The sequence below is a fragment of the Chlorogloeopsis fritschii PCC 6912 genome (assembly GCF_000317285.1).
Taxonomy (GTDB): Bacteria; Cyanobacteriota; Cyanobacteriia; order Cyanobacteriales; family Nostocaceae; genus Chlorogloeopsis; species Chlorogloeopsis fritschii.
The window spans coordinates 1-13,478 of sequence record NZ_AJLN01000123.1; the positions used below are offsets into that span (position 1 = coordinate 1).

General features: G+C 42.1%; 10 protein-coding genes. 5 read left to right on the forward strand and 5 right to left on the reverse strand.

The features are described 5' to 3' along the window. Positions 1 to 130: 130 nt before the first annotated feature. Both UYC_RS0128500 and UYC_RS0128505 read right to left on the reverse strand, forming a co-directional pair. Positions 131 to 1,861, reverse strand: a complete 1,731-nt coding sequence (locus UYC_RS0128500; protein ID WP_016879124.1) for an Rqc2 family fibronectin-binding protein — start codon at positions 1,859 to 1,861, stop codon at positions 131 to 133. Positions 1,862 to 2,268: 407 nt separating this feature from the next. Then, positions 2,269 to 3,543 (reverse strand): glycosyltransferase family 4 protein, encoded by a 1,275-nt coding sequence (locus UYC_RS0128505; protein WP_016879123.1) that lies wholly within the window; start codon positions 3,541 to 3,543, stop codon positions 2,269 to 2,271. A gap of 882 nt (positions 3,544 to 4,425) precedes the next feature. On the opposite strand from UYC_RS0128505, the gene UYC_RS0128510 reads away from it, so the two are divergent. Next, positions 4,426 to 4,815: a hypothetical protein gene (locus UYC_RS0128510; RefSeq protein WP_026087757.1), complete on the forward strand. Its 390-nt coding sequence runs from the start codon at positions 4,426 to 4,428 to the stop codon at positions 4,813 to 4,815. Between the two features lie 109 nt (positions 4,816 to 4,924). On the opposite strand, the gene UYC_RS0128515 is transcribed toward UYC_RS0128510, so the two are convergent. The 3 genes from UYC_RS0128515 to prfC form a co-directional block, all read right to left on the reverse strand. Beyond that, positions 4,925 to 5,404, reverse strand: coding sequence for an RNA recognition motif domain-containing protein (locus tag UYC_RS0128515; protein WP_016879121.1), 480 nt, complete (start codon positions 5,402 to 5,404; stop codon positions 4,925 to 4,927). A gap of 676 nt (positions 5,405 to 6,080) precedes the next feature. Beyond that, positions 6,081 to 8,420, reverse strand: coding sequence for a zinc metalloprotease HtpX (locus UYC_RS0128530; RefSeq protein WP_016879119.1), 2,340 nt, complete (start codon positions 8,418 to 8,420; stop codon positions 6,081 to 6,083). 242 nt (positions 8,421 to 8,662) lie between these two features. Continuing rightward, entirely contained in the window at positions 8,663 to 10,291 is a 1,629-nt protein-coding gene (prfC, locus tag UYC_RS0128535) for a peptide chain release factor 3 (protein ID WP_016879118.1), read from the reverse strand. A gap of 129 nt (positions 10,292 to 10,420) precedes the next feature. Here prfC and UYC_RS0128540 point away from each other — a divergent pair, with 129 nt between their 5' ends. The 4 genes from UYC_RS0128540 to UYC_RS0128550 all read left to right on the forward strand — a co-directional run bounded on the left by UYC_RS0128540 (position 10,421) and on the right by UYC_RS0128550 (position 13,358). Beyond that, a complete protein-coding gene (locus UYC_RS0128540) occupies positions 10,421 to 10,762 on the forward strand; it encodes a DUF4870 domain-containing protein (RefSeq protein ID WP_016879117.1) in 342 nt (113 codons plus the stop codon). A 399-nt stretch (positions 10,763 to 11,161) separates the two neighbouring features. Continuing rightward, positions 11,162 to 12,142, forward strand: coding sequence for a porphobilinogen synthase (gene hemB, locus UYC_RS0128545; RefSeq protein WP_016879116.1), 981 nt, complete (start codon positions 11,162 to 11,164; stop codon positions 12,140 to 12,142). A gap of 274 nt (positions 12,143 to 12,416) precedes the next feature. Then, a complete protein-coding gene (locus tag UYC_RS36900) occupies positions 12,417 to 12,581 on the forward strand; it encodes a hypothetical protein (RefSeq protein WP_321164282.1) in 165 nt (54 codons plus the stop codon). A 468-nt stretch (positions 12,582 to 13,049) separates the two neighbouring features. Then, on the forward strand, positions 13,050 to 13,358 hold the full coding sequence (locus UYC_RS0128550) for a helix-turn-helix domain-containing protein (RefSeq protein ID WP_016879115.1): 309 nt from the start codon (positions 13,050 to 13,052) through the stop codon (positions 13,356 to 13,358). Positions 13,359 to 13,478: the final 120 nt, after the last annotated feature.

Here is a 13,478-nt window from a genome sequence, read left to right on the forward strand (position 1 = left end):
TGCTCCTGAAACTCCTGAAGCTCCTCTGCTTCCACTCTCCCCCCTCTCCCCCCTCTCCCCCCTCCTCTTTGTTCCTAGTCCCTAGTCCCTAGCCCCTAGCCCCTAGCCCCTAGCCCCTAATCCCTAGCCCCTAATCCCTAGTCCCTTTTACTAATTGTGGTTGTCCCCAAAGAATTCGTTCCTGTTTGTAGATGGCAATTCCCGGTTTAGCTCCTTTGGGTTTGTAAACGTGCTTGGGTTGGGTGTAAATTATTGGTACTTGGTCACTTTGACGAGCGCGACTGTAGTAGGCAGCAAGATTAGCGGTAAATTGCAAATCAATTTCTTCTGGAACAGCACCAGGTTGTAGCCGCAGCAGCACATGACTACCTGGAATTTCTTGAGCGTGAAACCACAAATCGTAATCACCTGCAACCCGAAATGTTAATTGATCGTTCTGGCGATTATTACGACCAATTAATACCTCAAAACCGCCAGGAGTGCGATAACGATAAAAATTGTTACTGGTTTCGCTACCGTTGCGGCTGCGATATTCTGGATCTTCTAAATACCGTTGCTGAATTAGCTCCTCGCGGATTTCTTCTAAGGTTTGTAAATCTTCTGTTGTTTGGTAGTTTTCTATTTGAGCGATCGCAGCTTCTACTTGTTCTAAATACTCGATTTCGGCATTCACTTCTTTAAGTAAGGGTTCTACAGCTAAACGAGCGCGTTTGAGTTTTTGGTGCTGCTTGTAAAGATTTTGAGCATTTTGCACGGCATTTTTATCTGGTTCGAGGGCAATTTTTACACTCTTGCCAGTCTCAAAATCAGGGAGGCTAATTTCTTTCATCCCCACCTGCCAGTCTTGTAAATGCGCCATCAATAAATCTGCTTTGGTGCGATACTCGTCAGCGCGATCAGATTCCTGCAAGCGTTGCTCAAAAGTTTGCGCTTTCAATCGTAATTTCTCTAAAACATTACTCAGTCTCTGACTCAACTGATGCCGCAGTTGAGAAAAAGTTTGTTGATTGAGCCAATCTGTGTAGTAGCGATTGAGTAATTCTTGAATATCTGTTGCAGGCTCAATTACATCCCAACCAAGTACTGTGTATCCAAAACTTGTCCAAGCGGGTTGAAACTTTTCGTTAACTAGGGCTTGCAGCCATTCTTGCCAACGTGCAAATAGTCTTTGCCAGTCATCAGGTTTAAGGGCATCGGTGTTAGTTTCTGGATCTATATCAGCTACCAACAGCATTGACTCTACCAGTGCAGGAGAAACACCGCGATAATTTTTCAGCAACTGTCGTTTAATAGTTCCTGGTATGAGGCTTACTCTTTCTTGCCAGCGTTGTTGGGATTCGCTCAAACCAGGTATAGCACCAGTTAGACTAGGTGGTGTTTCATAAGGTTGTCCGGTAAGAATAGGACGAACGCTGGATTTTTGTTGGTTAACTTGGCGGGCAGGGGTGATGATGGTATTACTGGCATCGGTGAGAATAACGTTACTGTATTTGCCCATGATTTCCACGTAGAGGTGATACAGCGCGTTTTCTCCAGGGCGACGGGCAAACTGCAAATCAATAGCTCTCTCCCAAGGAGCGATCGCTTCCACTGTTACCAATGCCAAACCATTCAATTGGTGAATTAGTTGTTGGCTGAAGGTGAAGGTATCTGGTATTCGCGGCGGTGGATCGCCGATATGCAGGCGGGCTGCTTGGGGGTGCCAGGAAATTTCTAGCCAACCCCGTCCTTTGAGGGTACGTAGCGCTATAGAAATCGTGTAGCGATCGCGCTGGTAAACCTGTTCCAAGCGCGAGGGTAACCAATTCGCACGGATATCACTACAAACAGCTGTGAGCGTAGTAAAGTCAAATGTTTGCACAACGATTGCCGTTGATGTAAAAACGTTCGATGGTCAACAGATGCCCATCCTATCTAATCGTAAAGGGGATTGGGGACTAATGACTAGGGATTAGGGGAGCCAGCGCGTTGGGCGGCTACCCTCCGGGAAGCCGCTTCGCGTCTAGTGCCGACTTGAAGCGACTGGCGTGCTAGGGGCTAGGGACTAGGGGCTAGAGACAAGACACTATTCTCTTTTTCCAGGTGTCTCCTTGTCTTTGCGTCTTTGCGTCTTCTCTTCAGAGACTTATGCAAAAAACTAACTCTCAATTTGATACAGGAAGCATCAGGTGAGAGTTAGTCTTACATAATAGGTAATTGGCATTGACATCATTTATATATTTACCTGTTAGCCATCACCAATTCCCTATTACCTCTAATTAACGAGGTTTATGAACTCAGTAATACCGCTTCTTTTTCTTCCACTTTTGTCTGTAAAATCTCAGTGTATAGTTCACCGAGTTGACTTGCTACACCATCCCAACTAAACTTGCTTTCTACTCGTTGTCTACCACCTTTGCCTAATTTCTCCCGCCACTCTGGATTGCCGAGAATTCTATCAATCGCAGTAGCAAAGGCATCTACATCTTGTGGTGGTGCAAGTAAACCAGTTGCTTCGGGAACAACAGTGAACTGAAGTCCACCGACATCACTTGCTACTACTGGTGTATAGCTTGCCATCGCTTCAATTGCCACCAGTCCAAAGGGTTCGTAGTGACTGGGAACAACACAAACATCAGCAGCAGCGTAATAACTTGGCAGAATTTCCTGACTAAGTCGCCCAGGCAGGGTGGTAAAGTCTTGCATTCCTAATTCGGCAATTATTTCCTCAATTCGTTCGCGTTCCATGCCATCGCTTTGACCTGGTACGCTACCACCACCAATAATTAGCTTGAGGTTTCTATTGTCACGAAATTCTGACTGTCCTACCGCACGCACCAAGGTTTCTATACCTTTGCGCGGATCAAAACGTCCCACGTACAATACAATTTTGTCTTCGCTGTCAAATCCTAACTCTGCTCTTGCAGCTTGACGATCAATCCAACCAAATCGACGAATGTCAGTACCGCAGGGGATGATATCAATATTACCTTTTGTGGAGACAAGCGATCGCATATGCTCTTTTTCCTGCGGACTTGTAGCCACAATTCGTTCTGCTGTTTCCAGAACTTCTTTTTCTACTGCTAACCTTGTACTGGCAATGAGAGGAACTGTCTTGATGGTATTGTATTTAACCGCTCCTAAAGAGTGATATGTATGAACCTGCTTGCTGCCTTGGATTTTCTTTAACTGCATTCCTACCCAGCTAGAAAGCCAGTAGTTTGTGTGAATTAATGGATATGTAAAACCATTTTCCTTTTGGAATGCCAAAAAATTTTTCACAAATTCTGGCAAATATCCAAACAGATTGTCTCTGGGAACAAATTCCACAGAACCCGCTTGCAAACGTATAGTCCGACAATTGGCACTATGTTGAACTATTGTTTGTTGTTCTTCGCTGATTTTACGGGTAAACATATCGACTTGCCATCCCAGTTGGGCTAGCGCTTCGCCTACGTGCCGAACATAAACGTTTTGACCTCCAGCTTCCTCTTTACCAATCTCAATTGCTGGATCGCCATGGACTGAAATCAAGGCGATACGTTGTTCAGTTCTAGAGTTCATAGTTTGTTGGTTTGTATATTGAACGAGGTTTTAGGTAGATTGCGGTTTTACCTAGCCTTACCTAACCTCAATCTTGTGGAAAGTTTAAGCAATATTTATTTTAATTTAATACGTCAAACATTTTTATACATCTACTACCAGAAGTACTCTGTTTTTATAAGTAATTGTATTGATTATTTTTATATCTACTTGTATTTTTTATATCTAGTTAATATAGTCAATAACCTATTTTTTGTATTTTAAGTTACTTAATTAAATAAAATTAATATTTATTATTAGTATATCTTATAACAAAATTTTGATTATAATCTCAGTTATAAGTATTATCTAATACTAAGTAAATTCTACTTTCTTTCTGCCATTTCTTTAAACAATAGGAAAGCTATCTCATGATTTTATGAGTTATAGTTTACTATTATTTTCATACACTTAAGTAATAAGTATTGAGTATAATAATATGTATATATAACAACGCTATTTATATGTAAATATGACTAACTATAAAATTTATATCGTATTTTTTGATACGACTATTAATGTTGTATCAATTTTATCAATTATTAAACTTTAATTAGAATGGCATATAGTTATGATAATTCCATAACCTTATTCCTATTTTGTATCTATAGACATAGAAAATAGTAATGAAAACATACTAAGGACACATAGTAAATAATAACTAGGTAAGATCATTGCTACAGGAAGAATCCTAAATTTATCTGTGGAGTCAATCCAAAATCTAAAATTAAAATGACTGTGTTTGCCAAACCAGAATTGACAAGCTGGTATGCTGGGAAAGATACAAAATAACTAGCAAATGCTTTGGAAGTAAATTTACTGCCTCCTAGTCTGTGTTATTATCTGGCAGTAACAGCTATGCCTATGGAACTACACTTTATTCCTGTTGAAGAGTTTTATTTTGCTCTTACCTTAGCCGTTCGGACACTAGAAGAATTAGATAAACCTGGTTTGGTAGAACAGGTGCGATCGCGACTGTTAGCTGAATGCGGTAAACCTTCAACAGTCGCTCCTGGCAAACAGAACACCTTTAACTATGTATTTAAGGTACAAGGTATAGACTGCAGCCCAGCACCTGAGCTAATCGTTTCCATCTCAGACTGGCAAAATAAGCTGCGTTTAAGTAGCGACTATGGCTGGATGTTAGATGAACAACGCAAGCCTATTCATACAGAAAAATTTGACCAGCGTCCACACTTCACCAAACAGTTGCGATCGCATTTACAACAATGGCTAGAAATACCCTTTAGCTAAGTCGCTAGAGGATAATGGATGTTTAAGGGCACTTAAAAGTGCCTAAACCATGTTTCTTCCTTGCGGCTCAAGCCACAAGGTTTCCACATTTCCCACAAGGTTATGTAAATTAACTGGTAGTTTGAGCAGCGAGCATTTGCTTGAGCTTTTCTAACTCAGAAGCCCAACGAGGATCTGGACGAATAGCTTCTGTGTCAGCAGAGGAGCTTTCTTTGCTACCACCACCACGCCGAGACTTCTTAGATTTCTTGTTTTCTTTCGTGGGGCTAGAACCAGCATTTCCACCAGTATTGACTACTGGTTTGGGAGTTGGATTTTCTTCATTCTCCTCTCCCTTGGTACGTGGTAATGCTTTTTCTATCTTAATAGCAGAGTCTTTGAACAAATGACCATTGTACTTTTCAATAATATGGTCTGCTTGTTCGTCATTATTTACAGTCAGAAAACCGAAGCCACGGCATTTGCCCGTTTTACGGTCTTTAATTAGCTTCGTGGTGACATTATCACCTTCTTCTGCAAACACTGCTTGCAATTCTTGACGTTCTATTTCTTCTTTAGGCAAATTGCCTATATACAGGCGAACAGACATGGACTATACCTCCAGAGTGGATTTAATAACGATTAGGCAAAAAACAGCAACGCGGCTTTAGCTTTTGATTGATGCTATTGCACGGCACTATCGCAAGCCAGTTTTTCAACTTAAAACTTTTAACCTATACAATACAGTTTTTTACCAAAATCAAGCTTGTTTAATACAAAAGCGTACACTGCGCTAATAACACCTTTATTCTAAGAAATTATGAATCTTATAGCTTAATGCTGACCACAGGAAATGCCTTTAATACTTTTCAAATAATTAAACACCATTTCTTACATTATCACGGTATTTTCTACGTAGCTAGTTCAGGACACACATTTCCGACTTTTATATGAATGCATCGTAACATAAAATACTTTTTTTCTGAAAATCATTTTTTCTAAAATTCAAAATTTTTAGAAACAAAAACCAGCCTATGGCTGGTTATCTTGCTGCTGTGTTGGGAGGAGAAAAGGGGATTTATAAGCGCAAGCAGCCAAGAGTGATAACTAAGCTGGGTGGCTGAGTTATGTTGGTTGCTAGATTTTATGTAAATAAATGTAACAGTTTTTGAAAGTAACTGCAACTTTTGTTTAAAAACTGCTGTAACTCAGGTTCAACAGGCCAATACAAGGGGATAGGGGATAGGGAAAATAATGTGTGTAATTGGTTTTGTCTGAATACTTAACTAACCAGTCAGAAGGATGTACGCTCCCCAAACCTCTAATGCAACAGCTAAGGCAACAGAGCAAATCGGATGAAAGCTAGGAGCCGTTTTTCCACTTTGAGTTTGCAAGGTTTGGATATCAATCCAAGGTGTTGCTCCTCGCCGCAACCAACCAGTGACTGTTACTTGCCTACCAATTAAATCTTGAGCTTTAAGAGATTTTCCAAACCAAGAAGCTTGGTGTAATTTTATTAATCCCGTAGGAGATTGCAGGATTAAATCTTGCCCAAAGTAGTTGCTAATACCTTGACGACCTAGTAATTTACCAACTAAACGTACACCAACGCTATCAATAGGGAGGGCGGTTGGGTTGGTTAATAGCTCAGGCAGGTGTTCATCAGTTTGTACGGTAGTAGGTTTAATATCTGGAAAGAAGGAATTCATCCGTAGCAAGATGCCAATGCTAAACCCAATCACCATGCAACCTATAACATAGCGCCAATCATCGTAGATCCACTTCAGGTTTAACAGTTTGAGTGCAAAGGCTGTTTGCCAAACTACCCAAATCAGAACTGCACACACAATACCCAAGGGAATTCCCAAAAAAGGAGCTATTTGTAATAGAAAAGATTGACGCTTAATACTAAAGGGCTGTTGGCTTTCTAGATACAGTTCAGGGGCTATGTGCCAATGACGAGCAATTCGACATAGGCGTTTGAGGCGATCGCCCATTAAAGGATGAGTATTATTAATTACAAACCACCAACGGTAAGGATTAAAGCAATCCCACATCAAGAAAGATTCAAAGGTGGTATAAGGGGCAATAGTACCCAAACAAAGGCTCTGCTTGTAGCCTACTGGCATAACTATATTTAAGCTTTCTAACTGCCAGCTAGTGTGTTCTTGTTGTTGCACATCATCAGTAATGCCAATCGCAATTTTGAGTAGAGCGCGAACAAGTCCATTTGGATTACCTGTAACTTCTGCACCAACGCGATCGCTATAGTAAAGCCGCACTTGAGACAACCACAAAGCAGTTCCTACGAACAAACACCAAAAACCATAGATAATACTTGCCAGTACCCCAAAAACAGTACGCCATACCTGCGAAGCTTCATCGCTCCACTTCGCAATCTGTTGATAGAGCAAGTAAACCGGAATTGTCACCAGCAACACCAGCGACATAATCGTACAATCTTTATGAGCAATATGCCCCAATTGACTGGCGTAGATTGTGGCGATTTCATCTTCAGCTAGTTGCTCTAACAATCCTTGGCTTACCACAATCCGGGCTTTGCGGGACAAATGTCCATATGTAAAGGCAATTGGTGCTGCAATTGGCAAAACACGCAGTTTTGGTATCTGCCAACCCCTTTGCTGGCAATAACGTTGTAATACCCGCACTGCTTCTTTACTATAGCGATTTAAAGTATCCTTCTCTAGTGGTTTTTGACCGTAAAATTCAATCAGCAGCCAATCCAATAACCACGGTGAGACGCACATTAAGAGTAAAAGTAAAATCAGCAATAAGGAAGTCGGATTGCGATATAAAAGCTGTATTGGCTCAACAAAGGGCAGTTTGACTAAAATATCATTGATAAATTTCATTGCCCACATCACCAGTGCCCGAAGCACCCAAAATAAGGCAATAAATGTTCCTACCTCCAGCAGGCGTAATAGCTTTAAACCGCGCTTGGGCAGAGGTTGCCATACTTTAGCACGTCCTGCGTGCCGCCAATAAAGAATAGGTGGCTTGGGTTTTTCTAGCTTAACAATCGCAGACGAACTACTAGAAGCAGCTGGAGTGGAGGTGGTGGGGAGTGGGGAAGTGGGGGAGTGGGGGAGAATGATTCTCTCGTTGTTCCCTGTTCCCTGTTCCCTGTTCCCTGTTCCCTGTTCCCTGTTCCCTGTTCCCTGTTCCCTTTTCCCTGTTCCCTTTTCCCTGTTCCCTGTTCCCTGTTCCCTGTTCCCTGTTCCCTTTTCCCTGTTCCCTGTTCCCTGTTCCCTGTTCCCTGTGGTTGGATGAGATGATGAATTCTCAAAAGGAACAAATCCAGTGACATCTTTTGTTGAAGAATCAGATTTCTGATAACGTTTTCTTAATTGGGCTAAAGTGGTTTCTGCCCACTCTTTGACTTGGAGACGCTCGTTTTGAGATAAAGTCTCACACAAGGCGATCGCTTTTGGTTCTTCACCAGTATGAGAATAAAGAACGACTAAGCCAATTTGCGCTTGTACAACCTCAGTGCGATCGCTCGCTGTCGTAGCAACTTCTTCTAATATTGCTTTTGCTTTTTGGTAGTCTTCTTGCTTGAGGGCGGTTAAACCAGCCTTCAAAGATGGTTTTGGATGTGAAGGCATAGTCTTACTTAGTTTATTGCAATTAAATAACTTTTATATTTATTGTGTTTGGTAAGTAGGTGGACATAATTAAACGTAAAATATCTTCCCTTCTGCCTACTTTCGCTTATCCGCTACGCGTCTACTGCCTCCTGCCTTCTTTTGAGGCTGTAAGGGTGTAAAGGAAAGTGAGGGAATGGAAAGTAGAAGAGTAATAAAATAATATCTACCAACTACTAACCACTATCTACTCACCATTCACTTTAACCTTCGACTGGCTGTTGCGTAGAAATTACCGGGGCGATCGCACTTAATTTTAACTCTGGATGATCTTCCTGCAATTGATGGCAGTTCCATTCGTTGCGGAACAGTAGAACTGGACGTCCCATACTGTCTTTCACTATGGTTGTATTGAATAAGCGCTCTACTTTATCGAGAGCTTCCCAGCCGCCCTCAACCCAACGAGCAACACTGTAAGGCAATGATTCTAGCAGAGTTTCCACTCCATATTCATTTTGTAAGCGGAATTGCACCACTTCAAATTGCAACTGTCCTACTGCTGCCAAAATCGGATCGCGCTTGGATTCATCTACTGAGTACATAATTTGTACTGCTCCCTCTTCGCGCAATTCGGAAACACCTTTTTGGAATTGCTTAAACTTAGAAGGGTTGGGGTTGCGCAGAATCGCAAATAACTCTGGGGAAAAATAAGGAATACCTTCATACTCCAGCTTTTGCCCTGTATAAATAGTATCACCGATGGCAAAAACTCCAGGGTTATTTAAACCGATCACATCGCCTGCGTAAGCGACATCTATTGATTCTCGTTCTTGGGCAAAGAGTTTTTGCGGACGAGACAGGCGGACAGTTTTGCCTGTGCGGGCGTGACTTACCGTCATGTCTTTTTCAAATCTACCCGTACAGACGCGGATAAATGCCACGCGATCGCGATGCTTTGGATCCATGTTGGCTTGAAGCTTGAAAACAAAGCCAGAAAAAGCAGGGTAAGTTGGGGCTACTTCACCGACGCTGCTTGAGTGAGAGCCAGGTTTGAGGGCATATTGAAGGAAGTAGTGAAGGAATAGCTCTACCCCAAAGTTAGTCATGGCACTACCAAAGAAAACTGGTGTCATTTTGCCTTGATGTACCAACTCTAAATCAAGTTCTGGCCCCACTCCTTCTAATAGTTCCAGATCGTTTTTCAACTGGTAGTACAAGTCTTGTTCTAGGAGTTGCTCAATTCTAGAATCACCCAAATCAATTACTGTATTTCGTGCTTCCTTGCTACCGTGAGCGCTTCTTTCAAATAAATGAATTTGCTGTTGCGTGCGGTCAAAGATTCCCTTAAAGCGATCGCCCATGCCAATCGGCCAATTAACTGCATAGGTTTGCAATCCTAATTCTTGCTCAATCTCGTCCAAAAGTTCTAAAGGTTCTCTTCCGGGGCGATCGAGCTTGTTAACAAATGTAAAAATCGGAATTCCCCGCATTTTACATACCTCAAACAACTTCCGTGTTTGGGGTTCCAAACCTTTGGCAGCATCAATTAGCATGACTGCATTGTCGGCAGCCGCTAAAGTACGATAAGTATCTTCACTGAAATCTTGGTGTCCGGGTGTATCTAATAAATTAATCTGGCAGCCTTGATATTCAAATTGCAACACCGTGGAGGTAATCGAAATACCCCGTTGTTGTTCCATTGCCATCCAGTCGGAGGTAGCTTTGCGCTGTGCTCGTCTTGCTTTCACTGCTCCAGCCTCGTGAATAGCACCTCCGTATAGCAGTAATTTTTCTGTCAGCGTCGTTTTACCAGCATCTGGGTGAGAGATAATTGCAAAATTGCGCCGACGCTCAACTGCTTTTTGCAGTTCCGATTGAAGCTCAGTTGTCATAACTATGTCGAATTGTAACTTAACTTAACTTAACTTTTTTCAACTTTAGCGAGTGTTTTAATCTTAAGACAATGATGCTCATGATAGGGTCTTAATATAACTACAACCTGAATTCACGAGGTAAAAACAATGTACGACGCAGAAAAGCGAAAGCTGTTATCGGCATTGTCTCATGGAGCAATTTTTTTGAGCACAACGTTCATATCTATTGGTTTACCCATTTTTGTACTATTTGTATCAAACGATCCTGTTGTCAAAGAGAATGCCAAAGAAGCAATTAATTTTCACTTTAATGTCTGGTTTTATGGAGCAATTATTGGCGTGCTAGTTTGGCTATCTTTTGGTTTACTTGTTCCTTTGGCATTTCTTGGGTTTTTACTCCATTGGGGACTGACGATTTGGGCACTTTTTCACGTTCTCACTGATGCAGAAAAACCATTTCGCTATCCATTCATTTTCCGTCTGATTTAGCACCAAGTTCATTTGGAACTAACGTCACAAGTTTCATACACCGAAATTGAACTCAAAGGGCGATCGCCAAATCGCTGTTACTTGTAAATGTGAATGGGTAATAGATGATTTTTTGATTACCAATTACTATTTGACCTCACACTAACCTCATAGTTTCATACTGATTTTTTGATGGAATCCATCTGCAATGTGATGGAATTTCTAGTATTATTCTTTATGCCCTTCAACAAGAGAGATGGCAAGCAAGCTGTAAAATACAAAATTGCCCCACAAAGCGATCGCCAGTAGGGCAGAGGACAGTTAAGCGCTATTTACAGCGTGTTCAACTTGAAGAAGATTTAGTCCTAAATTTGTGACGCTTTGTCGTTTGTCCATTTGAGTTTTTGTTTATAAAAATTTATGTTTCCCCAACATCGACCCCGCCGCCTACGAACCCATCCCCAATTGCGCCGGATGGTACGTGAAACTGTATTAACTACTAGTGATTTAATTTACCCTCTGTTTGCCGTACCTGGTGAGGGAATTGCCAATGAAGTTAAATCCATGCCCGGTGTTTTCCAACTTTCGGTAGACAAAATTGTTGAAGAAGCCAAAGAAGTTTATGATTTGGGCATTCCTGCAATCATCCTTTTTGGCATTCCCACAGATAAAGATGTTGATGCTACGGGTGCTTGGCACGATTGCGGTATTGTTCAAAAAGCTGCCACTGCCGTTAAGCAAGCAGTTCCCGATCTCATCGTTATAGCTGACACCTGCCTTTGCGAGTACACCAGCCATGGTCATTGTGGCTACCTGCAAGTTGGCGATTTGACAGGACGAGTTTTGAACGATCCTACCTTAGAGTTACTCAAAAAAACCGCCGTCTCTCAAGCTCAAGCTGGAGCAGATATCATCGCACCATCAGGAATGATGGATGGATTTGTTCAAGCAATTCGCAGTGGTTTGGATGAAGCGGGATTCCAAGATACGCCAATTTTATCCTATGCTGCTAAATATGCTTCGGCTTACTACGGCCCGTTTAGGGACGCTGCCGAATCAGCACCGCAATTTGGCGATCGCCGCACCTATCAAATGGATCCAGCAAATGCCCGCGAAGCCATCAAAGAAATTGAACTGGATATCGCTGAAGGCGCTGATATGCTCATGGTGAAGCCTGCTTTGGCTTACATGGATATCATTTGGCGGGTGAAAGAAGCTTGCAATTTACCCGTTGCTGCCTACAATGTTTCCGGCGAGTATTCTATGGTAAAAGCTGCTGCCCTCAATGGTTGGGTTGATGAAGAGCGCGTAGTTATGGAAACTTTAACCAGCTTTAAGCGTGCTGGCGCTGATTTGATTTTAACATATCACGCCAAAGATGCAGCATGGTGGTTGGGGTAAACAGTGGTTTTGTTTGTAGGGTAATAAATTTTGTCTGGGTAAGTTGTTTATAGATCTCACGCAGAGGAGCCAGTGCGTTGCGGAGAGAAGCGCCGTGCGGGGGTTCCCCCCGTTGAGGCGACTTCGGAGGGTTCCCCCCGTTATAGCAACTGGCGTCGCGCACGAGACGCAGAGTATTTTATGTGTCTGGTGTCTGGGCGTGAGATTATTGTTTGCTTGGGATATTTGTGCTGTTTGAATTCTTGGTAGAGACAGTATTCGTGGATATACCTTATTGCTAGAAATCCTTCAAGGCTTTTCAATCGCTCCAGTTTTACCCTTCGACGCTGGAGCGATCGCTGTTTTTGATGGACTACGCATACAACGGGTTCGTGTATCAATGATGGATTTACGAATTGCAGCGCAGCGATCGCTCTCTCGCGCAACTTGGTGTTGTTGACTAGGAATATTAACGACTTCAACAAAGTACCCGGACTAGTGATAGAGGATTGGACTGTGTAATTGCAAGTAGGTTATTCGCGATCGCCCTACTCGGCATCAAAATCACCAAAGATTTGATTCGGCAATCACAGAAATATTCTGCGAAACACCCAAAACACAATAAATTTACTAGTGTGGCGAATTAAACAGACGGTGGCTTGGGGTTATTTGCGATCGCTCTCTAACTACATGAGGTGAACTTTCAAACTAGACAATCATGTAATCAAATCACACAACCAGGGAATAAAAACTATCTTTCCTTCAGCATAGCTGCCTCCTGCCCTCTGCCTTATTTTTTAGCTGTTTGTAATCAAGTAGGGCGATCGCTTATAAAATAATATAGTTAATAATATGTTTTCGGTTTGCATTTTTACGTCAATTGATTTAATAAATGTATTCAAATAAATTTGAAAGGGAGTATTGGGATATGGATATGCAAGTCCTGAGAGAACGTGCGGGACTTAGTCGTGCAGAGGTTGCCTTCAGGCTTGCAATCAGTGAAACTAGTGTTCGCAACTGGGAGGCGGGACGTACCGAACCCACAATGACACCAAAAAAGTTTTTAGAAGCGTTGCGACTGTTTAAATGTACACCTGAAGAACTGGCAGCAGCTAGTGAAAAATCAATTAATCAGCGGCACAAACGCAAACCAGGAAGACCAAGAAGATTTCCCGCAAATCAGGTAAATCCGGTTTCTGGTTTATCTGATGCTCCTGCGGCTGAGTTAAGACTGTAGCTTGTCTAAGTTGAAGATGGCTATTGTGGATATAAAAGTTGTAATCTTTTCTACGGCGATCGGCAATAGTAAAAATTTTGAGCAGCAAAGCTACAATTAACTTGATATTAACATATTGCA

Excerpts from the sequence above, each read along its gene's own strand:
- UYC_RS0128510 (WP_026087757.1), top strand. The coding sequence starts at position 4,426 with ATGGAACTACACTTTATTCCTGTTGAAGAGTTTTATTTTGCTCTTACC.
- UYC_RS0128530 (WP_016879119.1), bottom strand. The coding sequence starts at position 8,420 with ATGCCTTCACATCCAAAACCATCTTTGAAGGCTGGTTTAACCGCCCTC.
- UYC_RS0128515 (WP_016879121.1), bottom strand. The coding sequence starts at position 5,404 with ATGTCTGTTCGCCTGTATATAGGCAATTTGCCTAAAGAAGAAATAGAA.
- hemB (WP_016879116.1), top strand. The coding sequence starts at position 11,162 with ATGTTTCCCCAACATCGACCCCGCCGCCTACGAACCCATCCCCAATTG.
- UYC_RS0128550 (WP_016879115.1), top strand. The coding sequence starts at position 13,050 with ATGGATATGCAAGTCCTGAGAGAACGTGCGGGACTTAGTCGTGCAGAG.
- UYC_RS0128540 (WP_016879117.1), top strand. The coding sequence starts at position 10,421 with ATGTACGACGCAGAAAAGCGAAAGCTGTTATCGGCATTGTCTCATGGA.
- prfC (WP_016879118.1), bottom strand. The coding sequence starts at position 10,291 with ATGACAACTGAGCTTCAATCGGAACTGCAAAAAGCAGTTGAGCGTCGG.
- UYC_RS0128505 (WP_016879123.1), bottom strand. The coding sequence starts at position 3,543 with ATGAACTCTAGAACTGAACAACGTATCGCCTTGATTTCAGTCCATGGC.